Raw genomic sequence first — 21,133 nt, 5'->3', positions numbered from 1 at the left:
TGGCTGTGGGGTAACCCACCGACCCTGACGTAGGTCTGAGGGGAGACAAGATGGCGGCGATGAAGCCGCGGACGGGCGATGGTCCGCTGGAGGTCACCAAGGAGGGTCGTGGCATCGTGATGCGCGTCCCGCTGGAGGGTGGTGGCCGTCTCGTCGTGGAGATGACCCCGGACGAGGCCAGCGCGCTGGGTGACGCGTTGAAGTCGATCGCCGGCTGACGTTTCACGCGAGCCCGCCGGTACGGTACCGCCCGTACCGGCGGGCTTTCCATGTCTTACGGAAAGGTCATCCTCCCGTGTTCGCAATCCGATTGACGGACGTTGCCGACGACGCGTCCACCTGGGTCGTTCCGGTCGGACCGGACGGCTCGCACGCGCCGGGAGAGGTCGGCGCCGAGGCTGCCGCGCTGGCCGCCGGCATCGAGCCGGGCCAGGTCATGGTGCTGCCGCGTCCATTGCGACGGCCGTCGCGGGTGCTGCTGGCCGGCGTCGGTTCCGGCGACGAGGCGGGCTGGCGCGCGGCGGGAGCCGCCGCCGTCCGGGAGGCCGGCGACGACGAGGCGCTGGAGGTGCTGACTCCGCAGGGGCTCGCCCCGGCGGCGCTGCGCGGTCTGGCCGAGGGCCTCTGGCTGGGCGGCTACCGATACCGCGACGGGGTGCTGCCGGTCCGGTCCGGCGAGGTCCGGCTGATCGCCGACAAGCCCGGGGTGTACGCCGAGAGCCTCACCCGGGCGCATGTCGCGGCTCGTGCCGCCTGGCTCGCCCGGGACCTGACCAACACGCCGTCGTCGCTGAAGAACCCGGAGTGGTTCGCCGACCAGGTCGTCGCCGAGGCCGCGAGCCGCGCCGGCGTTACCGTGACCGTGCGCGCCGGCGACGAGCTGGAGCGGTTCGGTGGCCTGCGGGCCGTCGGCGCCGGCTCGGTGTCCCCGCCGGTGTTCGTCGAGATCTCCTGGCACCCGCCCGGCGCGACCACCCACGTGGTCCTGGTCGGCAAGGGCATCACCTTCGACACCGGCGGCATCTCGATCAAGCCGCGTGACGGCATGAAGCTGATGAAGAAGGACATGGGCGGCGCGGCCGCGGTGGTCGCCGCGATCCTCGGCGCCGCCGACCTCGGCCTGGGTGTGCGGGTGACCGCGCTCGTTCCGCTGGCCGAGAACGCGATCAGCGGCTCCGCCTTCCGCCCCGGTGACGTGATCACCCACTACGACGGCTCGACCAGCGAGAACACCAACTCCGACGCCGAGGGCCGGATCGTGCTGGCCGACGCGCTGGGTTACGCGGCCGAGGTGCTGCGACCCGACCTGATGATCGACCTGGCGACCCTGACCGGGGCGAACGCGGTCGCCCTGGGCAAGCGCACGGCGGCCCTGTTCAGCCCCGACGACGAACTGGCGGCGGCGTTGACCGCGGCGGGGGCGGCGGCTGGTGAGCAGATGTGGCGGCTGCCGCTCACCGACGACTACAACGACAACCTGCGCAGCGACATCGCCGACCGGATCAGCGCCCCGGCCGGACCGGGCGCGGTGATGGCCGCCCTGTTCCTGCGCGACTTCTTCGGCGAGGCCCGGTGGGCGCATCTGGACATGTCCGCCCCCAGTTGGTCCGAGGCGCACGATCGGGAGCTGACCAAGGGCGCCACCGGCTGGGGCGCCCGGACGCTCCTGAACTACCTCTCAGCGCTTCACAGCGGTCAGCAGGCCGGCGCCTGAGGGGATCACGGCCGGGATCCACTCCTCCGACTCGCGGATCGCCTTCACCGTCTCCCGGACGGTGAGGGTGTCCACGTCCCGGGCGGACGGGTCGCTGATCCGCCCGTTCGCGTGCGCGCCGTTCACGATCAGCACCCCGCCCGGCCGGAGCAGGCGCAGCGCGGCCTCGGTGCAGGCGGCGAACTCGGTGGTGTCGGCGTCCACGAAGATCAGGTCGTAGGCGCCGTCGGCGAGCCGGGGCAGCACGTCGAGGGCGCGGCCGCTGATGATCCGGGTCCGCGAGGGGGCGTAACCCGCCTCCACGAAGATCCGGCGGGCGATCCGCTGGTGCTCGTGCTCGACGTCGATGGTGGTGAGGACCCCGTCCGGGCGCATGCCGCGGAGCAGCCATATCCCGCTGACGCCGGTTCCGGTGCCGATCTCGACCACCGCCTTGGCGCTGCCGGCGGCGGCCAGGACGCTCAGCACCGAGCCGGCGCCCGGCGAGACACAGGGCAGGCCTAGCTCGTGTGCCAAAGCACGCGCGGTCTGCAGAACCGGGTCCTCGGTGGCGTAGGTCTCCGCGAACGGCATTGATTGCGCCGCCGGCTGACCGAATGAACGAGCGGGACCGATGATGACGACCTCCGTACAACAGTGGTGATGCTCGCGGACCAACCACGCACATCGGATAAGAGAGTAGAGCGATGTTCTCCGGTGATGCACCGCGCCGTCGATGCATAAACAGTGCACTCGTCGCATGTGCGAACCCGTGGCAAGGTGTGAACCGGCGGATCCGTGTCATCCTGGAGGCGCGGAGCCGGTTGAGCGGAGTGGAGGCACCGACGTGACCGACGGCTGGAACTGGAGTCGGCCACCGACGTCCCCTTCTTCCGGTGACCCGCGGCAGCAGCCGTACGGCCCGCCCCCGGGCTCGCCGGCGTCACCCTGGTGGTCCGACGCGCTCACCGATCCCTGGCGTGATCCGTACGCCCCCTCGGCAGTCGTCCTGCCGGCGCCGCCGCCCACCGGCGGCCCGCAGTTGGACACGCCGCCCAACCCTGACGCGCCTCGCCGGCCGCTCGCCTCGATCATGGTGATCTGCCTGGTCACAGCCCTTCTGGCAGGTGGAGTCGGCGGCACGCTCGGCTTCCTCTTCGCGGTCAAGGGCGGCTATGTCGACGCCGGCCGCACCGCGCTCGGCGCGCCCGGCCAGAACACCCCGGAGTCCGCCCAGCGGGCCGAGGAATCGTTCGGCGGGGTGGTCCAGCGGGTGCAGCCGAGCGTCGTGACGGTGCGGGTCAGCGGGGCGATCGGGTCCGGTTTCGTGGTCTCCGCGGACGGCTACGTGATCACCAACGACCACGTGGTCGAGGGCGGCGACAGCTCCCTCTCGGTCTCGTTCCACGACGGCTCCACCGCCGCCGCGAAGCTGATCGGCCGTGACCCGGAGTCCGACCTCGCAGTGATCAAAGTCGCAAAGGACGGGCTGACCCCGGTCGCGCTCGGCAACTCCGACCAGATCGCGGTCGGTGACCACGTGCTCGCTTTCGGTTCACCCCTCGCGCTGGTCAACACCGTGACGGCCGGCATCGTGAGCGCCCTCGATCGCACAATCCAGGCCGGCGAGGAGAGCGGCACCACCCGCTACTACGCGGCCATCCAGACCGACGCCGCGGTCAACCAGGGCAACTCCGGTGGCCCGCTGGTGGACGCGGCGGGTGAGGTCGTCGGCGTCAACTCGGTGATCCGCTCGGTCGGCGGCAGCACCACCGAGGCCGGCAACATCGGTCTCGCCTTCGCCATCCCGATCAACCAGGCCAAGCGGATCGCCGAGGACATCATCGACACCGGCAAGGCCCGGCGTACCGTGATCGGCGCTGAGGTGATCACCGGTGAGGCGGCCAGTGGCGCCCGGCTGCGCGCGGTCGAGTCGGGTGGCCCGGCGGCCGCCGCCGGCCTGCGCGCCGGCGACGTGGTCACCAAGCTCGACGGGCGCCCGCTGGACGACGGGACCGGCCTCATCGCCATGGTCCGCAAGTATGCTCCCGGCTCGGTCGTGGCGGTCGAGTACCGCCGCGGCAGCAAGCCCTCGTCCGCCTCGGTGACCCTCGCGGCGGACACCAATTGATGCCCCGGCCGGGCTGCGATCGCACAGCGATCGTGCGTACCCTTGGGCCGGGAAGCCTGGGAGGCCGGACGTGATCGAAAATCTGAACGGCTGGGAGATCGGCGCGCTGCTCCTGGTCGCGCTGTTCATCTTCGGGGAACGTCTCCCCAAGGTGCTCGGCGACGGGATGCGCCTGCTGCGCCGGCTGCGTTCCATGGCGCAGAACGCGACCACCGACCTGAGCCGCGAGCTCGGCACGGACATCCAGCTCGAGGACCTGCACCCGAAGGCGTTCATCCGCAAGCACCTGCTCAGCGAGGACGACGAGGCGGCCATCCGCAAGCCGCTGCAGACCCTCTACGACGACGTGAAGCAGGACCTCAACGGGGTCAAGAGCGAATTCGACGAGGTCGCGGCCGCCACCGACTTCAGGAGCTCCCCGAAAGCGACCGCGCCGGCCGAGACTCCCCGACCGGCGCAGCGTTACGACCTCGACGCGACCTAAGACTTACGCGCGTTGACCAGCAGACCCAAGGGCTTGCCGACGAGGGATTCCCGGCGGACGGCCAGCTTGTCGGCGACACCGTCGAGAGCCTTGGCCGCCGGCGCGTCCGGGTCGGCCAGCACGATCGGGGTGCCGGCGTCACCGGCCTCACGCACCCGGGTGTCCAGCGGGATCTGACCCAGCAGTGGCACGCGAGCGCCGATGGTCTTGCTGAGCGAGTCGGCCACCGTCTGACCGCCACCGGTGCCGAAGACCTCCATGCGCGAACCGTCCGGCAGCTCCAGCCACGACATGTTCTCCACCACGCCGACCAGCCGCTGGTGCGTCTGCAGGGCGATCGCGCCGGCCCGCTCGGCGACCTCGGCCGCGGCCATCTGCGGGGTGGTCACGACCAGGATCTCCGCGTTCGGCAGGAGCTGAGCCAGCGAGATGGCCACGTCACCGGTGCCCGGCGGCAGGTCGAGCAGCAGCACGTCCAGGTCGCCCCAGTAGACGTCGGCGAGGAACTGCTGCAGCGCGCGGTGCAGCATCGGGCCACGCCAGACCACCGCGGCGTTGCCGGAGGTGAACATGCCGATCGAGATCACCTTCACGCCGTGCGACTGCGGCGGCATGATCATTTCCTCGACGCGGGTGGGCTTGCTCTCGACGCCGAGCATCCGCGGCACCGAGTGGCCGTAGATGTCCGCGTCGATCACACCGACCGACAGACCCCGCTGGGCGAGCGCCGCGGCCAGGTTCACGGTGACGCTCGACTTGCCGACGCCACCCTTGCCGCTCGCTACCGCGTACACCCTGGTCCGGGAGCCGGGCTGGGCGAACGGGATGACCGGCTCGGCCGAATCCCCGCCGCCGCGCAGCGTGGTCTGCAGCGCCTTGCGTTGCTCCTCGGTCATCACCCCGAAGTTGATCTCGACCCGGTCGATCGACGGGATCTTCGTCAGGGCGGCGGTGATGTCGTTGGTCAGCTTGTCCCGTAACGGGCAGCCGGCGACCGTCAGCAGCAGATCGACCTTGACCAGGCCGTCGCTCACGGTGAAGCCGGCGACCATGCCGAGGTCGGTGATCGGGCGGCGGATCTCGGGGTCGTCCACGGTCGCCAGAGCGGCCTGGATGGCGTCCTCGAGCGTGGAGGCGGGGTGTGTGGGCGGAGCCATGCTGTCGACTCTACCCAGCGGTCAGGGGTGGTCCTCCTCCCACTCCATACGTGCCCGCTTCTCCCGGCGCAGGGCCGCCTCGTCCAGTTCATCGGCCAGCCGGGTCAGCTCGGAGCGGAGGAAATCCCTGGTCGCGACTTCGCCCAGCGCGATCCGCAGGGCGGCGATCTCGCGGGCCAGGAATTCGGTGTCCGCTTTCTGCATCGCCGCGCGGCGGCGATCCTCCTCCATCGCGAGACGGTCGCGGTCCGTCTGCCGGTTCTGCGCCAGGAGGATCAGAGGCGCGGCGTACGACGCCTGCAGCGACAGAATCAACGTCAGGAACGTGAACGTGTACGGGTCGAAGCGCAGCCGCACCGGTGCGAGGGTGTTCCACGCGAACCAGGCGGCGATCAGCACCGTCATGTAGACGATGAACTTCGCCGTCCCCATGTACCGCGCGATGCCCTCCGACCAGCGGCCGAACGCCTCCGGGTCGAACTTCGGCAGCCGCATCCGGCCCGGGTCGCGCGGCTGGTCCAGACGGTCACGCCGGTTCTCGCTCACGGGGTCACCAGCTCGTCGCCGTGGGCGTCCCGGTCACGCCAGTCCCGGGGCAGCGAGTGGTCCAGCACGTCGTCGACCGTCACCGCGCCCAGCAGCCGGTGCGTCGAGTCCACCACCGGCATCGCCACCAGGTCGTACGTCGCCATCCGCCGGGTGATCTCCAGCAGTCCCGTTTCGGTGCGCAACGGCTCGATGCCGCTGTCCACCAGACCGCCCACGATCGACGCCGGCGGTTCTCGCAGCAATCGCTGAAAATGCACCATGCCCAGGTACTTACCCGTCGGCGTGGCCGCCGGCGCCCGGGCCACGAACACCTGGGCGGCGACCACCGGCGACAGCTCGGGATTGCGGATCCGGGCCAGCGCCTCGGCCACCGTCGTGTCCGGGGTCAGGATCACCGGCTCCGAGGTCATCACACTGCCCGCGGTGCCCGGCCGGTAGTTCAACAGCTGCCGGACCGGGGCCGCCTCATCCGGCTCCATCAGGTCGAGCAGCACCGCCTGCTCGGCATGCGGCAACTCGGCGAGCAGGTCGGCGGCGTCGTCCGGGTCCATCCGCTCCAGCACGTCGGCGGCCCGCTCCCGGCCCAGCGCGGCCAGGATCTCCACCTGGTCGTGCTCCGGCAACTCCTCCAGGACGTCCGCCAGCCGCCGGTCGTTCAGGGCGGCGGCCACCTCGTTACGGCGGGCGTCCGGCAGGTCCTGCAGCGCGTTGGCCATGTCCGCCGGCCGCATCTGGTCCAGGAGCGCGATCAGGTTCGAGGTGCCCTGCGTCTCGGCCGGGCCGACCAGGCCCCGCACCCGTTCGTACTCGGCCTGGTAGACGTGACCGCGCCGGGCCAGCCGGCCGGTGTGCTCGCGGACCGCGACCCGGGTCAGCAACCACTCGGTGTTCCGGCTCAGCTCCATGCCGATGTCCAGCACGATGCCGGTGTGATCCTCACCGTCGCCGTGCTCGGGCACCACGGTCACCCGGCGGTCCAGCAGATCCTCCAGGACCAGCAACTCGTTGGGCCGCTTCTCGAACCGGCGCAGGTTGAGGGTGCCGGTGCTGAGCACCACGGCGTCCGCGTCCATGCTCGTCACCCGGCCGATCGGCAGGAAGATGCGGCGGCGCAGCGCCATCTCGGCGACCAGCCCCACCACCTGGGGTGGCCGGTTCGTGGTGCGCAGGCGGACCACCGCGTCACGCACCCGCCCGACTCGATCGCCGTTGGGATCGAACACCGGCAGACCGGCGAGGCGGGCCAGGTAAACCCTCGTCCCCATGGTCACGACCCCAGACTAGGTCAGGGTTCGGACATGTCCACCTTGGCGTACGAGATCGTGAACGTGTTCACGGATCGGCCACGGACCGGTAAACCGCTTGCCGCGGTGCTCGGCGGCCAGAAACGCTCATGCGGCGCACCCGCGTGCCGGCCCGGGAGTTCCACCGTTCGGAGACGCCCGCCCCGCCGCCACTGCGGGCCGGTCAGCGCTTGCGGACCCGGTGAAGGCGGAAGGGGCGACGGGTCTCGACGCGCGCCGGGGTCTCCCGGGGCGGCCCGGCATGGGACTCGGCCGGAACACCGGCGGATCCGACCGCGGTCTCGGCGGCGGGCGTCAGGCGCACCAGGGCGCAACCGTCGGCGGCCCAGCGGGCGACGACCTCGTCGGCCGAGCCGGACGCGTTGAGCCGTTTGGCGGCGACCTGCGGGGCGATCTCGTTCCACTCGTCGCTGCCCGGGACCAGCCGTGTCACGGTGGCCTCGGCCAGGACGATCAGGCCACCGTGGTCGCCGCGCAGCCGGACCGTGGCCCGCTGCGCCTCGGCGAGCCCCGCAGCGAACTGCTCGCCGGGCCCGCTGACGACCATCAGCGAGGTCTCGACCGGCATGCACCAGAGCGCGTAGGCGGGCCCGTCCGCCACCGAGATCCAGGCGATGGCCGCCTTCTTGATCGCCTCTTCCAGCACCCCAGAACTCACCGTCCGATCCTCCCACGCCACACCCGCCGGCACCCCGCCCGCCGCTCGAGCGAATGTGCGACCGGAGAGGGGCAGCGGCACGCGCCCGCCCACACCGGGTCAGACGAGGGCGGGGACCGGGCCGAGCACGGTGAGGACGTCGGTGAGAGAGCGGACCGTGCGGCCCGCGAAGTTGGTGTCGGCGTCGAAGACGAGATGGTTGGCGAGATCGGGAGCGGCCAGCCGGACCGGAGTCATGCCGACGGCGGCGGCACCGGTGAGTTCGTGGCTGCCGCCGTCGCCGACGTAGAGGCAGTCCTCCGGGGCCACGCCGAGCCGGTCGCAGGCGGCGAGGTAGATCTCCGGGTCCGGTTTGCAGACGCCCAGCTCGACCGAGTAGATCTGAGCGTCCAGCAGCGGCGCCACCGGGAGACCGGGCAGGAAGGCGGGGAGTTCGTGGGTGCAGTCACTGACCACGGCGGTGCGCACGCCACGGCTGCGGATGGCGGTGAGGGCGCTGATCGCATCCGGTCGCAGCTGGGTGTCGGCGCGCAGGGCGTCGACACGGGCCGGCATGGCGGCACGGATGGCGCCGGGGCGTGGGCGGCCGCCGGCCTGCTCGATCACCCAGCGGAGGGTGGCCTCGGCGGACCCGTACCGGCCGCAGGCACGGGCGCGGAACGTGCGGTCGAGGACGCCGGTCACGGCCTCCGGATCGGCGCCGAGAGACCGGGCGATGGCGGCGTGCTGAGGACCGCGCTGCACAGACCGGGTCAATGTGCCGAAAAAGTCAAACACGACCGCACGGTACGCGGGCATGTAAATCGGCCTCCAGGGCATCGAAAGTTTGAAACAGGCGAGGAGCCGTCGGTGACTGTATCGACTCCGTCACTGTCCGCCAATAGACAGTCGCAAACTGTGCGGCACGACCGCGCAAGAAGCGATGGCCGGGGATGAATGTGCGTTCATCAGCCCAAGTGGCCGCGCCGACCGCCCTGGCGCTGACCGTCGCGGTCCTGGCCGTGTCGTCGTCGGCGCCGCTGATCGCGTTCGCGGCCGCCCCGGCCCTGGCGATCGCGTTCTGGCGCAACGGGATCGCCGTCGTGGTCCTCACCCCGATCGCGCTGGGCCCGCGCCGGGCCGAGGTGCGACGGGCGGCCCGCGGTCCGGCCGGGGTGTTCAGCGTGCTGGCCGGGCTGACGCTGGCCGCACACTTCGCCACCTGGATGCCGAGCGTGCAACTGGGCTCAGTGGCCACCGCGACCGCCCTGGTCGCCACCCAGCCGGTGTGGCAGGGGCTGATCGCGGCGGCACAGGGCCGGCGCCTGCCGGCGGCCGGGTGGATCGGAATCGGACTCGCGGTGGCCGGGGCGGCCTGGGCGACCGGGGTGGACGTCGGCGTGTCCGCGCAGGCCGTGTTCGCCGACGTGCTGGCTCTGCTCGGTGCGATGGCGGCGGCGGTCTACACGGCGCTCGGCGAGCGGGCCCGGGTGGAGCTGAGCACCACCACCTACACCTGGATCTGCTACGGCACCTGCGCGGTCGTGCTGCTCGCCGTCTGCCTGGCCTTCGACGTGGACCTCGGCGGGTACGACGGTGGCACCTGGGCCGCGATCCTGGGCCTCGTGGCGGGCGCCCAGCTGCTGGGGCACTCGATGTTCAACTACGCGCTCCAGCACACCTCGGCGACCACGGTCAGCGTCCTGATCCTGCTGGAGGTGCCCGGTGCGGCGTTCCTCGCCTGGTGGTGGCTGGACCAGGTGCCGCGGGCGGAGTCGCTTCCCGGCCTGCTGCTGCTCGTGGCCGGGGTCGCGGTGTTCATTCTCGGTCAGGCCTCTTTCAAGCTAATCCGCCGGTAAAGGAGCTGATCCTCCCCTTCGATGACGAAACGTCGACCCGGGCCGCTCGTTGTCACGGCCGACGGCGCTGTCCCGCTGGCGGCCGGCGGGCGGGGCGGGTATTGAAGGGGGATGCCATGCATCGCGAACGAGTGGTCCGGCTGCTGCTCGCCGGAGTGTTCGTCATGACCGTCCCCGGCTGCGGCGAGGGCGGCGGCGACGATTCGGCGCAGCGGACCGGGCTGACCGGCGGCTGGCGCACCGCTGGGTGCGAGTTCAGCCGCCCGGCGCAGTACACGACGTCCGGGGGTCGCCGGGTTCCGGTGACGCCGCCGCGGCTCGCCGCCGCGATGGAGCGGATCGACCGTGGCGGGCGCGAGCGGTTCGCCGATAGCTTCGCCGGGATCGAGGTCGATCAGGCGAAGGTGCGGGCGATCGTGTACCGCGTACCGTCGGCGGCTTTCGACGACTTCATCCGCGGCAGCGCCGAGGACTCCTGCATCGTGGTGCGGGATGCCGCCCACGGCGCGGCGGAACTCACCGAGTGGCACGACCGGGTGGTGGCCGATCTGCCCTACTGGACGTCTCAGGGCACCCGGATCACCACGGTCGGTAGTCGCCACGATGGTGCGGGTGTGGAGGTCGGAACCCGCGACCCGGACTCGGCGCGCCGGGGTTTCCGGGACCGCTACGGCGACGAAGCGCCGCTGGTCATCGTCGAAGAAGGGCCTGTCCGGCCGCTGCCCACGAACTGATTTCCGGCCGCTTCGGACCCCTCTTTCCGCCTGTCGGATTGGGGTCGCCGCGAACGCCACGGTGACGCGATGTTTGCCCCGGCCTCCCGGAGCAGGCAGGATCGCCGCATGGTCTTCGACGCCCGTTCCACCGGGGGTAGTCCGTCCCGGCGCGACACAACCCGCCCCGCCGCCGGCCGACCACCGCGTTCCGGCACCCCCGGAACCGACTCGGATCGCCCGGCCGGCACCGACATGCAGGACCTCGTCGAGGCGGAACTGGTCGAGGTGTCCGGCGACGCGCCGGTCACTCTCCGCCTGGACGGCAAGGTCGCCCTCGTCACGGGAGCCGGCAGCCCCGACGGCATCGGGTACGCGACGGCCCGCCGCCTGCGTGACCTCGGTGCCCGGGTGGCGATCGTGTCCACCACCCGCCGCATCCATGAACGCGCCACCGAGCTCGGTGTGACCGGCTTCGTGGCCGATCTCACCGACGAGGCCGAGGTCGGCGCGCTCGCCGACGCCATCTCGGACCAACTCGGCGACGTCGAGGTGCTGGTCAACAATGCGGGCCTGGCGAGCCGGGCCAGCCCCGAGGTGCTCCGCCCGGTGGCCCAGCTCACCTACGACGAGTGGAAAGCGGAGATCGACCGCAACCTGAGCACCGCGTTCCTGTGCAGCCGCGCGTTCGTCGGCAGCATGGCGGAGCAGGGCTGGGGCCGGATCGTCAACCTCTCCGCCACCGCCGGCCCGGTGAACGCGCTGCCCACCGAGGCGGCGTACGCGGCCGCGAAGGCCGGCGTGGTGGGCCTGACCCGCGCCCTCGCGATGGAACTCGTCGCCGACGGCGTCAACGTCAACTGTGTCGCGCCCGGCACGATCTACACGGCCGCCTCCACGGTGACCGAGATCAAACAGGGTCTGGGCACGCCGATCGGCCGTCCTGGGACACCTGACGAGGTCGCCGCGGCGGTCACGTTCCTGTGCTCGCCGGCCGCGTCTTACATCACCGGCCAGATGCTGGTCGTCGACGGCGGCAACAGCGTCCGCGAGGCCCAGTTCCGCTGAGTCGTGTCCGTGCCGGCCGGTGGTCTCCGGCCGGCACGATCTCAGTAGCCGGAAGTGTTGCCCTCGTTGATGCCGTAGGCGATGGCCACTCCGACCGCGGCGCAGTAGAGCACCATGATCGTCGTGAAGATGTAGCCCAGGATGAGGCCGGCCGTGGCGAGCCCGCTGCCCTGCTCCCCGGTGCGCGCGATCTGCTTCTTCGCGATATGGCCGAAGACGATCGCGGCGGGGCAGAAGACGAAGGCGAACACCAGCGCCAGGATCGCCATCGTGTTCGTCGGCATCACCTGATTCGGGTACGGAGTGCCGTAACCCGGGCCGCCACCGTAACCGGGAGCGCCGAACTGACCCTGGTCACCGAACGGCGACTTGTCCACCGGCGGACCGGCCGGGTAGCCGGGCGGCGGTGGGTAACCCGCACCGCTGGACGGCGCCGGGTTCGGCGGCGGCGGCGGGTAACCCGCACCGCTGAAGGGCGCCGGGCTCGACGGCGGCGGAGTGTAGGGCGGCGGGTAGTGAAGAGTCGGGTCGCTGGGTGGTGGCTGCGACGGCTGGTACGGATCCGGCGTGCCGTCGGCCGGGGGGTAGGTCATGGGACGTCCTCCTTGAGTCCTCGCACCGTACATTCCGGTGGCCGAGGCAGACAGCGATAAAGGGCCGTCACGGGTGTGACGGTGGTATCGCATGTGGTCGTGGTGGTGGCCGGTGGCTCTCGGCCGCTTCCTGAACCGTGGGCCGGGGCAGCCCCCATCTTTGCCGGTCCTGCCAAGTCCCGTGGCCCCGTGGTCTTCCTCGCACAGCTTTTGCGGGCTCAGGACCGCCTGGTGAGGCGGCCGACCGCGCGCTCGACGGCGAGGCACCTGTCCTCGACATAGTCGAGCCCGGCCTCCTCGGCGAGCCGCCGGGCCTCAGCCGAGACGATGCCGCTCTGCAGCCACACCGCGGGCGCCTCGACGGCGATGGCCTGCCGGACCACCTCCACGGCGTCGCGTGCCGGCCGGAACACGTTCACCAGGTCGACGGGCTCGCCGATGTCGGCCAGCGTGGGCACCGTCGGGACGCCGAAGACCTCGTCCACGAAGGGATTGACCGGGATGATCCGCCAGCCGTGCTGAAGCATCTGCAACGGCACCGTATGGGCCGGCTTGTGGGCGTCGCGGGACGCTCCGACCACCGCGATGACGCTCGCCTCGGCGAGGATCTGCTGGGCACTCCGCATCCGGCAACTCTAGCCGCGCTCCCGATCGCCGAAATCGCTCGAACCCCGCCGGACGGTGCCTGGCGATGTGCGGGCCGGCCTGGCGGTGCCTGGCGGGGTGCGGGCCAGCTTGGCGGTGCCTGGCGGGGTGCGGGCCAGCTTGGCGGTGCCTGGCGGCGTGTGGCCCGGCCCTGGCGGTGCGTGGCGGGTGCGGCCCGGCCGGACGGTGCCTGGCGGCGTGTGGTCCGACCTGGTGGTTCGGCCGGGTGTGGCCGCCCTGGTGCGGCGTGGCCCGGTGGCGCTGAACGGGCGGCAGCCACCGTGGGAGGGCCGGTCAGCGCCGTCACAGCAGGGTCAACTGGTCGGTGTGGGCGGCGCGGGCCGGGGCGACCGGACCGGGCCGCGCGCCGGTGCCGGTCTCCCCGCGGGCCGTGGCCGGCGCGGGGCGGTGCAGGCCGTGCCGGCGGGCCGCCATCCGGACCCGGGCGTTGATCTCGTCCTGGTAGGCGCGTGGCAGGTAGGAGCCGTTGCCGAAGAGTTCCCGGTAGCGGGGCTGGAGACGGGGGTGCTCCCGGGCGATCCAAGCCGCGTACCACTCGCGGGCGCCGGGCCGCAGATGCAGCGGGAGTGGTGTCACGCCGGTCGCTCCGGCCGCCGCGACCGCGGCCACGGTCTCGTCGATCGACTCCTCGGTGTCGGTGAGGCCGGGCAGGATCGGCGCCATCAGGACCGCGACCTCGAACCCGGCGTCGGTCAGCCGGCGGACCGCCTCCAGGCGGCGGCGCGGGCTCGGGGCGCCGGGCTCGGCCGAGCGCCAGACAGTCTCGTCGACGAAGCCGACCGAGAAGGCCAGGCTCACCCGGGTCACCTCGGCCGCCTGCCGGAGGAGCCCGAGATCGCGCAGGATCAGCGTGCCCTTGGTCAGGATCGAGAACGGGTTGGCGTGGTCGCGCAGCGCTGCCAGGATCTCCGGCATCAACCGGTAACGGCCCTCGGCCCGCTGATAGACGTCGACGTTGGTGCCCATCGCGACCGGTGCGCCGGTCCAGCGTGGGTCGGCGAGTTCGCGGCGGATCAGCTCGCCGGCGTTCACCTTCACCACCACCCGGGTGTCGAAGTCGTGGCCGGCGTCGAGGTCGAGATAGGTGTGGGTGTTGCGGGCGAAGCAGTTGTGGCTGACCACACCGTCGGCGATGAAGTCACCGGTGCCGGTCGAGATGTCGAACAGCGGGAGGGTCAAACCGAGGTCCTCGATGTCGGCCACCGCGAGCCGCCGCTCGTGGCGCACGCCCACCCCGGAGGCGTCCAGCGGGCCCATCGAGGCGCCGGTCAGATGCCGGAAACGCAGCGCGGCGTCGAGGTGGCGCTCGGTCTGGACCCGGCCGAGGGAACCGGGCCGGACGCGGCCGGGACCACGGGCGATCAGGCCCAGGTGGGTGAGCGCGTGCGCCACCCGCCGCAGGTAGGCCGGGTCGCCGCTCTCGAAGACCACGGCCAGGCGGTCGGTGCGGCCGACCGCGCCGAAGGCGCCGGCCAGGAAGCCCCGGAACCAGTCACCGGCCGGCAGATCGGGCCAGCGCACCGCCTCGGTGAGGGAGACGTCGTCGAGGTAGCCGTCGGCCCGGATCCAGGCGTCGCTCTCGGCGGCCACACCGGCGCCGGACGCGTCGCCGCGGACCAGACCGCAGACGAATCCGGCCTGATAGTCGGGCGACTCCTTGGGCGGCTCGGCGAAGCGGCCCACCCCGAACATCAGGTCGCCGACGGCCAGGGCCGGCAGGTGTGGCTCGGCGGGGCTGACATGCCGCCACCCGCGGTCGGTGAGGAAGCGATGATCTCCGCTGGAGACCAGGCGCGTGCCGTCGGCCAGGGTGACGCGGAAGGCGGGCTTGCTGGTGGCCCAGTGGTCGAGGACGGTGGTCGGCACATAACGCCGATGGGCGCCCGCCCCCATGGTCCCCATCACGGTGTCGCCGGGCCGGATCTGGGCCAGCGGCCGGGTGGAACCGTCGGCGAGCAGGATCGGCGTGTCACCGGCCAGGCAGTACGTGCAGGCGTGCGAGCAGCCGCGGTAGGGGTTGAGGGTCCACTCGAACGGCACCCGCGACGCCCCGGGGACCCGGTTGATCAGGGATTTCGCGCGGATCTCGTAGAACGTCATCCCCGCGAAGCCGGGTGTGTCGAAGGTGCGGACGGTCGCGCCGGGCAGCGCCAGCGGCAGGGGTGGGGCCGCCGGCGCCGCCCTGTCGGAGAGCGAGTCGCCGGGCCGAGCCGACAGGTGGGACCATCGCATGGCACGTATTCGAACACACGTTCTAGGGCCTGTCCATGGCTTTCCTCGAACAGGTGTACACAAAGGAGGCCACACGAAAAGGCCCGCGGACCGAACCGGTCCACGGGCCCTCTGCGTCGCTGGTCAGCCGCGCGCGGTGGCCGGCTGGTCCTGGGCCGGCGCCTCGGCGGAGTCGCCGTGTGCCGCCTTGCTGTGTGCGGACATCTGGTCACGCACCTCGTTCATGTCGAGCTCCTGCACCTTCTCGATCAGGCTCTCCAAAGCCGACTCGGGAAGCGCGCCGGGCTGGGAGAAGACCACGATGCCGTCGCGGATCGCCATGATCGTGGGGATCGACCGGATGTCGAACTTGGCCGCCAGGAGCTGCTCCGCCTCCGTGTCGACCTTGCCGAAGGCGATGTCGGGGTGCTTCTCCGAGGAGCGCTCGTAGGTCGGTGCGAAGCGGACGCAGGGCCCGCACCAGCTGGCCCAGAAGTCGACCAGGACGATGCCGTCCTTACTGGTGACCTCGTCGAAGTTCGCTGCGGTCAGCGTAACCGTCGCCATGATGCCTCCGTCTGCGGGAATCGCTTTCGTCGGGTGAAACTCCGGGCACCCACTCATCATTCCCGTACCGGGCGCCGCGACACGTGGTGTACGGCACCCTTCGGGATTTCGGATCGTCAAACGACCATGGGCGACCAATGGTAACTGAATGTAGGCGCTTGGTGTCTGCTTGCCGACACGATCGAGTTGACGATTCTGCATCCGATCATGTCATCCAGGCGATTTGACCAGGTTGCGCCCCGCGTGTGGGAGCGATCCCGAGAGGATCCTGAAACAGTTAACTAACCTAAATGTGAGCTGGCTCACATCTGAAAGTCCTTCACATGGATACGGACGGTAAGGCAAACTCTTTCCCAACAGAGCGTGGGCGGCGGGTGCCGGGGAGGGCCCCGCCGCTCATTGCGTCCCCTGCCGGTTTCGTTCGGCCAGCCGCATCCCATGATCACCTGATGGTGACCCGTGGTCGAGTCGGTAGCCTAACGCCCCATGACGGCGGACGGCGACCAAACCAGCGATGATCGATCCATCGAAGTCGGTGTCGGTCCCTGGATGGGTGCCCGGCCGGTCGGCGACCACTGGGATCCCGAGTTGCTGGAGCAGGGCGACCGGCGCAACGTGGTGGACCGCTACCGGTACTGGACCCGTGAGGCCGTGGTCGCCGATCTCGACACCCGCCGCCACGACTTCCACGTCGCGATCGAGAACTGGCAGCACGACTTCAACATCGGCACGGTGGTGCGCAACGCCAACGCCTTCCTGGCCGCGGAGGTCCACATCGTCGGCCAGCGCCGGTGGAACCGCCGCGGCGCCATGGTCACCGACCGTTACCAGCACGTGCGGCACCATTCGACGATCGAGGACTTCGTGACCTGGGCCGCGTCCACGGACCTCCCGGTCATCGGCATCGACAATCTCCCCGGCTCCCGCCCGATGGAGACGACGACGCTGCCGCGCCGGTGCGTGCTGCTCTTCGGCCAGGAGGGGCCCGGGCTGTCCGAGCCGGCCCGGAAGGCCTGCGCGCAACTCTTCTCGATCGCGCAGTACGGCTCGACCCGCTCGATCAATGCCGGGGTCGCCAGCGGGATCGCCATGCATGCCTGGGTCCGCGCACACGCCGGACCGCCCCCGGAGTGACTGGATAGGCCCGTCTTCCGCCGATTCGCTTGACGGAGCGCCGCGCGACCAGCACGGTATGGAGTGTGGGTGTCACAGTGAGTTGCCCCAGATGTGCCGCTCAGGTCCGGAAGCCGGATCTGATGCACAGCAGTTGGCGGTGCGACGACTGTGGCGACGTTCCGCCGTTCCACGTCGCCGAGCACATCAGCGCCGAGATAGTCGGAACGGTGCTGCGGGAATCGGCGACGAGCGCGGAGCGGATCCCGCTGTGGTGCCCGTGGCCGCTGCCCGCCGGGTGGATGGTCACCGGCGTCGGCTGGTCGGGCGACGACCGGTCCGGGGTCCGGGCGACGGCCCTCGCCTGCAGCGGTCCGGAGCCGCTCGGCGGCGGGCCCGCGGACCTGGTCCTGATCGCCGAGCAGCCGGGCGTGGGCCTGGGCACCAGGTTCGCCGGGATACCCGGGATCGACCCCGGGCATCTGCTCTCCGAGGCGCTGGCCGACCGTGGTTCGCACGCCGGTCCACATGCGAAGATCAAGGCGGCTGGGCATCCGACTCCACTGTGGTGTGTCAAGTCACCCGAAGATCGAAGCGCCTACGTGAGTGAGGCAAAGGGAATGTGGCTCTATGCGGTAGCGTGGCCCGCGAGTGCGGGCTATCTTCTCGCGGAGCACGTCGTCCTGCACGACCTCTCCGAGGGTGTGCCGCCCGAGCTCGTGTTCGGAGCGCCGTCGCCGTACCTGCATGGCAGGGCCTGATCCCTAAGGTGTGACCTGTAGCTATGGCAATCGACTTTCTGGCCACTTTGTTCACACGAAGCGACGAAGCTGATACCGTCAGTATTGCCGCGGCGCTGAACGCAACCCGCACCGGAGGAGAAGGCCCGCCATGATCAAGAAGGTCCTCACCTGGCTTGGCATTGCATTCTTGATCTTCTTCATCGCCTTCAACCCGAGATCGGCCGCGTCGGTTTTCGAGTCACTCGGAGGCACGATCGCTGACATCGCCGAGGGCTTCGGCACGTTCTTCACCGACCTCGTCGCATAGCATCTCTACATGGATCCTGGTGAGCCGCGCGACCCGCGAGGTGAGGGTGCCCGTCGCCCTCAGGACGACGATGAGAGCTATGGGTATCGCGACCCCGCCTTCGACGACGATCCTGATTACCCTGACGCCGCCTCCTTTGAGGACGACCCGGCGTTCGCGCGGCGCCGCCGCTCACCCGACGACCTCTATGACGAGACCGACGAGTATCAGGCTCCCAGCTTCACGCCCGAGGAGCTGGAAGGGCTCGACCGCGGTGGTGGCCCCCGGCGTTTCCTCCCGCTGGAGGACGAGCCGACCACGCTGGTCGCCCGCTATCTGTTCCCCACTGAGCGTTATCGCGGCGAGTGGAAACGACACTGGATCCACCTCGCCAAGCCGATCGGCATCGGCGCCGCCGCCACGCTCGTGCTCGGCTACCTGGCCGGCTTCCTGACCAAGCAGGAGGTCGACGGTCTGGTCACCGTCGCCGTCCTGATCTGGCTGGGCGTGATCAGCTGGGTGGCGTGGGAGGTCTTCGACTGGTACTTCGACAGGTTCATCCTCACCAACAAGCGCGTGATGGTGGTCAACGGGATCATCACCCGTAAGGTGGCGATGATGCCCCTCCTGCGGGTGACCGACATGAAGTACGAACAGTCCGCCCTCGGCCGCATGCTGAGTTACGGCACCTTCGTCCTCGAGTCGGCCGGCCAGGACCAGGCGTTGCGCGAGGTCAAGCACCTGCCCAACCCCAACGAGCTCTACCTCCGCGTGGTCGAGGAGATGTACGAGCCCCAGGCGGTGGAAGCCCGGCTCGGCAAGGACGACGAGGGCGACGACGCCTGAACTGTGCCGGCCCGCGACCGTGCCCGACGGTAGCGTCACAGTGGTGACCAGTATCGACCTGCACTGTCATTCGACCGCCAGCGACGGCACGCTGACGCCGGCCGAGCTGGTCCGGGCGGGTGCGTCCGCCGGGCTGGACGTCATGGCGATCACCGACCACGACACCGCCGGCGGCTGGGACGAGGCCGCCGCGGCCCGCCCCGAGGGCTTGCGGCTGGTCCGTGGCGCCGAGTTGTCCTGCCGCTGGCACGGGGTGGAACCGGCGATCCCGCTGCACCTGCTGGCCTACCTCTTCGACCCGGCGGAGCCGGTGCTCGCGGCGGAGCTCGTCCGGCTGCGCGAGGACCGGGAGCGACGCGGCGAGAAGATCGTGGAAAAGCTGCGGGCCGACGGCGTGCCGATCACCTGGGGTGAGGTGCACGGGTATGCCGCCGGCGGCTCGGTGGGGCGGCCGCACATCGCGCAGGCGCTGATCAGGGCCGGTCTGGTGAAGACCACGAATGAGGCGTTCGCGTCCGCCTGGCTGGGCTCGCGCTATTTCGTACCCAAATCTGATCTTGATGTTTTCGACGCTCTCCGGGCGGTGCGCGAGGCCGGCGGGGTCGCGGTGTTCGCCCATCCCCGGGCGACGGTGCGCGGCCGGGTGGTGCCCGACGAGCTGATCGCCGAGTTGGCCGATGCCGGCCTCTTCGGCCTGGAGGCCGATCACGAGGACCACACCCCCGCAGAGCGGGCGCAGATAAGGGCGCTGGCGGAACGGCTCGGCATCGTCGTCACCGGATCTTCCGACTTCCACGGTACGCACAAGACGGTCCAGCTCGGAGCCTTCCGAACCGATCCCGAGGCCTTCGAGAAAATCGTCTCGGCAGCGACCGGAGTTCCCGTGCTCGGGTGACGCTCACCGCACCCGCCTGCGCGGGACGGCCACGACACCTACCTTGTTCGGGTGAATGTCAAGCTGTTCGGCGAGTTCTTCGTGACGCTGCTGGTGATCGTGGACCCGCCCGGCATGGTCCCGGTCTTCCTCGCACTCACCGGCTCCATGCCCGCGAAGGCCCGCAACCGGGCCGCCACCCAGGCTGTGTTGCTCGCCCTGGGTGTGATCATCGGCTTCGCCGTCGCCGGGCAGACCCTGCTGGACTACCTGCACGTCCAGCTCCCGGCCCTACAGGCGGCCGGTGGCCTGCTCCTCGTCCTGGTGGCGTTGCAGTTGCTCACCGGAAAGACCGACGAGCCCTCGGACCAGATCGGGACCAGCAACGTCGCCCTCGTCCCGATCGGCACCCCGCTGCTGGCCGGGCCCGGCGCCATCGTCGCCACCATGCTCTACGTGCAGCGGGCCGAGGGCACCGGCGAATACCTGGTCCTGGCGGCCGGCATCCTCGCCGTGATGGCGACCGTCTGGCTGGTCCTGCGCTTCTCCGGGGTGATCGTCAGAATGCTGCGCCCGGCCGGCATCGAGGTGCTCACCCGGATCGCCGGGCTGCTCCTCGCGGCCATCGCGGTGCAACTCATCGCGGACGCGGTGTACGCCTTCGTGCAGTCGTACGCCGCGCTGCCCTGACGTTTTGTCGGGGGGTGCTGGCAGGATTGTTCCCGTGCCCCCCACCCGCTCCCGGGCCACCGGGTCCTCCGTCAACAAGTCCGCGATCCCCGAGCAGCTCGGTTTCGCCGGCATGCCCGAGCGACTCTTCGTCTGCACACCGAGCAAGCTCGGGACGTACACCGACTGCCCACGCCGGTACCGGTACTCGTACGTCGACCGGCCGACCCCGCCGAAGGGCGCGCCCTGGGCGCACAACTCCCTCGGCGCCAGCGTGCACACCGCGCTGAAGAACTGGTACATGCTGCCCACCGAGCAGCGCCTGCCCGAGGTGCTGCCCCGCCTGCTCAAAGCCACCTGGGTGCGAGAGGGCTACCGCGACGTCGACCAGGAGCGGGCCACCTACCAACGCGCCCTCGACTGGCTGGAGAGCTACGTCGCCACCCTCGACCCGGAGGAGGAGCCCCTCGGCGTCGAGCGGGTCGTCGCCGCGAAGACCGGCGTGCTGGCGCTGAACGGGCGGGCCGACCGGATCGACAACCGGGTCGGCCCGGACGGCCCCGAGGCCGTCATCGTCGACTACAAGACCGGCCGCTCCGGGCTCTCCGCCGACGACGCCCGCGGCTCCCAGGCCCTCGCGCTGTACGCGTTCGCCGCCCAGCGCATCTTCCGGCGGCCCTGCTACCGGGTCGAGCTGCACCACCTGCCGACCGGCGTGGTCGCCGTCCACGAGCACACCGCCGAGTCGCTGGACCGTCAGGTGCGCCGGGCCGAGGAGACCGCGCTCGACATCATGGCCGCGGAGAAGGCGGTCGCTGCCGGCGCCGACCCGGATGAGCAGTTCCCGGTCAATCCGGGCTCGCTGTGCGGGTGGTGCGACTTTCGCAAGGTGTGCCCGGCCGGCGCCCAGGCGGTGGCCAAGGAGCCGTGGACGGCGGTCGAGCACCTGAGCGCCTGAGCACCTGGCGTC

Annotated in this window: 24 protein-coding genes; 14 read left to right on the top strand and 10 right to left on the bottom strand. The window is 70.8% G+C overall.

All coding sequences use genetic code 11. From position 1 onward, the window contains the following. Positions 1-50 precede the first annotated feature (50 nt). A complete protein-coding gene (locus QLQ12_RS14775; protein WP_014694782.1) occupies positions 51-218 on the top strand; it encodes a DUF3117 domain-containing protein in 168 nt (55 codons plus the stop codon). A gap of 77 nt (positions 219-295) precedes the next feature. Beyond that, entirely contained in the window at positions 296-1,714 is a 1,419-nt protein-coding gene (locus tag QLQ12_RS14770) for a leucyl aminopeptidase family protein (protein ID WP_282760274.1), read from the top strand. Here QLQ12_RS14770 and QLQ12_RS14765 read toward each other — a convergent pair. Next, positions 1,679-2,287 carry an O-methyltransferase gene (locus tag QLQ12_RS14765; RefSeq protein ID WP_282760273.1) on the bottom strand — a complete coding sequence of 203 codons (609 nt, stop codon included), beginning with the start codon at positions 2,285-2,287 and terminating at the stop codon, positions 1,679-1,681. The genes QLQ12_RS14770 and QLQ12_RS14765 overlap by 36 nt on opposite strands. 253 nt (positions 2,288-2,540) lie before the next feature. Here QLQ12_RS14765 and QLQ12_RS14760 point away from each other — a divergent pair, with 253 nt between their 5' ends. Further along, entirely contained in the window at positions 2,541-3,824 is a 1,284-nt protein-coding gene (locus QLQ12_RS14760; RefSeq protein WP_282760272.1) for a S1C family serine protease, read from the top strand. Between the two features lie 70 nt (positions 3,825-3,894). Next, entirely contained in the window at positions 3,895-4,308 is a 414-nt protein-coding gene (locus QLQ12_RS14755; protein ID WP_282760271.1) for a Sec-independent protein translocase family protein, read from the top strand. Here QLQ12_RS14755 and QLQ12_RS14750 read toward each other — a convergent pair. From QLQ12_RS14750 to QLQ12_RS14730, 5 genes are all read right to left on the bottom strand, one after another. Next, positions 4,305-5,465 (bottom strand): Mrp/NBP35 family ATP-binding protein, encoded by a 1,161-nt coding sequence (locus QLQ12_RS14750; protein WP_282760270.1) that lies wholly within the window; start codon positions 5,463-5,465, stop codon positions 4,305-4,307. The genes QLQ12_RS14755 and QLQ12_RS14750 overlap by 4 nt on opposite strands. A gap of 21 nt (positions 5,466-5,486) precedes the next feature. Continuing rightward, on the bottom strand, positions 5,487-5,960 hold the full coding sequence (locus tag QLQ12_RS14745) for a DUF1003 domain-containing protein (RefSeq protein WP_282760416.1): 474 nt from the start codon (positions 5,958-5,960) through the stop codon (positions 5,487-5,489). Positions 5,961-6,007: 47 nt separating this feature from the next. Continuing rightward, positions 6,008-7,285 (bottom strand): magnesium transporter MgtE N-terminal domain-containing protein, encoded by a 1,278-nt coding sequence (locus tag QLQ12_RS14740; protein WP_282760268.1) that lies wholly within the window; start codon positions 7,283-7,285, stop codon positions 6,008-6,010. 196 nt (positions 7,286-7,481) lie between these two features. Continuing rightward, positions 7,482-7,976, bottom strand: a complete 495-nt coding sequence (locus QLQ12_RS14735) for a hypothetical protein (protein WP_282760266.1) — start codon at positions 7,974-7,976, stop codon at positions 7,482-7,484. A 99-nt stretch (positions 7,977-8,075) separates the two neighbouring features. Beyond that, the gene (locus QLQ12_RS14730; protein ID WP_282760264.1) at positions 8,076-8,774 is read right to left on the bottom strand and encodes an HAD family hydrolase; all 699 of its coding nucleotides are present in this window, start codon (positions 8,772-8,774) and stop codon (positions 8,076-8,078) included. Positions 8,775-8,908: 134 nt separating this feature from the next. On the opposite strand from QLQ12_RS14730, the gene QLQ12_RS14725 reads away from it, so the two are divergent. From QLQ12_RS14725 to QLQ12_RS14715, 3 genes are all read left to right on the top strand, one after another. Next, complete coding sequence (locus QLQ12_RS14725; RefSeq protein WP_282760262.1) at positions 8,909-9,814, top strand: DMT family transporter; 906 nt, start codon at positions 8,909-8,911, stop codon at positions 9,812-9,814. A gap of 116 nt (positions 9,815-9,930) precedes the next feature. Continuing rightward, entirely contained in the window at positions 9,931-10,548 is a 618-nt protein-coding gene (locus tag QLQ12_RS14720) for a hypothetical protein (protein WP_282760260.1), read from the top strand. Positions 10,549-10,656: 108 nt separating this feature from the next. Beyond that, positions 10,657-11,595, top strand: a complete 939-nt coding sequence (locus tag QLQ12_RS14715; RefSeq protein WP_282760259.1) for an SDR family NAD(P)-dependent oxidoreductase — start codon at positions 10,657-10,659, stop codon at positions 11,593-11,595. 41 nt (positions 11,596-11,636) lie between these two features. Here the strand turns inward: QLQ12_RS14715 and QLQ12_RS14710 are convergent, their stop codons facing one another. From QLQ12_RS14710 to trxA, 4 genes are all read right to left on the bottom strand, one after another. After that, positions 11,637-12,188, bottom strand: a complete 552-nt coding sequence (locus QLQ12_RS14710) for a DUF4190 domain-containing protein (protein ID WP_282760258.1) — start codon at positions 12,186-12,188, stop codon at positions 11,637-11,639. A 218-nt stretch (positions 12,189-12,406) separates the two neighbouring features. After that, positions 12,407-12,814: a CoA-binding protein gene (locus QLQ12_RS14705; protein ID WP_282760256.1), complete on the bottom strand. Its 408-nt coding sequence runs from the start codon at positions 12,812-12,814 to the stop codon at positions 12,407-12,409. Positions 12,815-13,136: 322 nt separating this feature from the next. After that, the gene (locus QLQ12_RS14700; RefSeq protein ID WP_282760254.1) at positions 13,137-15,086 is read right to left on the bottom strand and encodes an intein-containing Rv2578c family radical SAM protein; all 1,950 of its coding nucleotides are present in this window, start codon (positions 15,084-15,086) and stop codon (positions 13,137-13,139) included. Between the two features lie 123 nt (positions 15,087-15,209). After that, positions 15,210-15,632: a thioredoxin gene (trxA, locus tag QLQ12_RS14695; RefSeq protein WP_282760252.1), complete on the bottom strand. Its 423-nt coding sequence runs from the start codon at positions 15,630-15,632 to the stop codon at positions 15,210-15,212. Positions 15,633-16,118: 486 nt separating this feature from the next. Here trxA and QLQ12_RS14690 point away from each other — a divergent pair, with 486 nt between their 5' ends. From QLQ12_RS14690 to QLQ12_RS14660, 7 genes are all read left to right on the top strand, one after another. Further along, positions 16,119-16,766 carry a TrmH family RNA methyltransferase gene (locus tag QLQ12_RS14690; RefSeq protein ID WP_282760250.1) on the top strand — a complete coding sequence of 216 codons (648 nt, stop codon included), beginning with the start codon at positions 16,119-16,121 and terminating at the stop codon, positions 16,764-16,766. 65 nt (positions 16,767-16,831) lie between these two features. Then, entirely contained in the window at positions 16,832-17,506 is a 675-nt protein-coding gene (locus tag QLQ12_RS14685; RefSeq protein WP_328518278.1) for a DUF6758 family protein, read from the top strand. A 130-nt stretch (positions 17,507-17,636) separates the two neighbouring features. Further along, positions 17,637-17,795, top strand: coding sequence for a hypothetical protein (locus tag QLQ12_RS14680; RefSeq protein ID WP_282760246.1), 159 nt, complete (start codon positions 17,637-17,639; stop codon positions 17,793-17,795). A 9-nt stretch (positions 17,796-17,804) separates the two neighbouring features. Continuing rightward, positions 17,805-18,620, top strand: a complete 816-nt coding sequence (locus QLQ12_RS14675) for a PH domain-containing protein (RefSeq protein WP_282760244.1) — start codon at positions 17,805-17,807, stop codon at positions 18,618-18,620. Between the two features lie 40 nt (positions 18,621-18,660). Then, positions 18,661-19,515, top strand: a complete 855-nt coding sequence (locus QLQ12_RS14670) for a PHP domain-containing protein (RefSeq protein ID WP_282760242.1) — start codon at positions 18,661-18,663, stop codon at positions 19,513-19,515. A gap of 51 nt (positions 19,516-19,566) precedes the next feature. Next, positions 19,567-20,184: a MarC family protein gene (locus tag QLQ12_RS14665; protein ID WP_282760240.1), complete on the top strand. Its 618-nt coding sequence runs from the start codon at positions 19,567-19,569 to the stop codon at positions 20,182-20,184. Positions 20,185-20,296: 112 nt separating this feature from the next. After that, the gene (locus QLQ12_RS14660) at positions 20,297-21,121 is read left to right on the top strand and encodes a RecB family exonuclease (protein WP_282760414.1); all 825 of its coding nucleotides are present in this window, start codon (positions 20,297-20,299) and stop codon (positions 21,119-21,121) included. Positions 21,122-21,133 lie beyond the last annotated feature (12 nt).

Source organism: Actinoplanes sandaracinus (assembly GCF_030009775.1).
Classification (GTDB): Bacteria; Actinomycetota; Actinomycetes; order Mycobacteriales; family Micromonosporaceae; genus Actinoplanes; species Actinoplanes sandaracinus.
Note: the sequence above shows the minus strand (reverse complement) of the source record. Positions and strands in the feature narration are given on the sequence as shown.

Coding starts and splice junctions, on each gene's coding strand:
- QLQ12_RS14775 (WP_014694782.1), top strand. CDS start 51: ATGGCGGCGATGAAGCCGCGGACGGGCGATGGTCCGCTGGAGGTCACC.
- QLQ12_RS14765 (WP_282760273.1), bottom strand. CDS start 2,287: ATGCCGTTCGCGGAGACCTACGCCACCGAGGACCCGGTTCTGCAGACC.
- QLQ12_RS14750 (WP_282760270.1), bottom strand. CDS start 5,465: ATGGCTCCGCCCACACACCCCGCCTCCACGCTCGAGGACGCCATCCAG.
- QLQ12_RS14745 (WP_282760416.1), bottom strand. CDS start 5,960: ATGCGGCTGCCGAAGTTCGACCCGGAGGCGTTCGGCCGCTGGTCGGAG.
- QLQ12_RS14730 (WP_282760264.1), bottom strand. CDS start 8,774: ATGCCCGCGTACCGTGCGGTCGTGTTTGACTTTTTCGGCACATTGACC.
- QLQ12_RS14725 (WP_282760262.1), top strand. CDS start 8,909: ATGAATGTGCGTTCATCAGCCCAAGTGGCCGCGCCGACCGCCCTGGCG.
- QLQ12_RS14720 (WP_282760260.1), top strand. CDS start 9,931: ATGCATCGCGAACGAGTGGTCCGGCTGCTGCTCGCCGGAGTGTTCGTC.
- QLQ12_RS14715 (WP_282760259.1), top strand. CDS start 10,657: ATGGTCTTCGACGCCCGTTCCACCGGGGGTAGTCCGTCCCGGCGCGAC.
- QLQ12_RS14710 (WP_282760258.1), bottom strand. CDS start 12,188: ATGACCTACCCCCCGGCCGACGGCACGCCGGATCCGTACCAGCCGTCG.
- QLQ12_RS14705 (WP_282760256.1), bottom strand. CDS start 12,814: ATGCGGAGTGCCCAGCAGATCCTCGCCGAGGCGAGCGTCATCGCGGTG.
- QLQ12_RS14700 (WP_282760254.1), bottom strand. CDS start 15,086: ATGCGATGGTCCCACCTGTCGGCTCGGCCCGGCGACTCGCTCTCCGAC.
- trxA (WP_282760252.1), bottom strand. CDS start 15,632: ATGGCGACGGTTACGCTGACCGCAGCGAACTTCGACGAGGTCACCAGT.
- QLQ12_RS14690 (WP_282760250.1), top strand. CDS start 16,119: ATGACGGCGGACGGCGACCAAACCAGCGATGATCGATCCATCGAAGTC.
- QLQ12_RS14680 (WP_282760246.1), top strand. CDS start 17,637: ATGATCAAGAAGGTCCTCACCTGGCTTGGCATTGCATTCTTGATCTTC.
- QLQ12_RS14675 (WP_282760244.1), top strand. CDS start 17,805: ATGGATCCTGGTGAGCCGCGCGACCCGCGAGGTGAGGGTGCCCGTCGC.
- QLQ12_RS14660 (WP_282760414.1), top strand. CDS start 20,297: ATGCCCGAGCGACTCTTCGTCTGCACACCGAGCAAGCTCGGGACGTAC.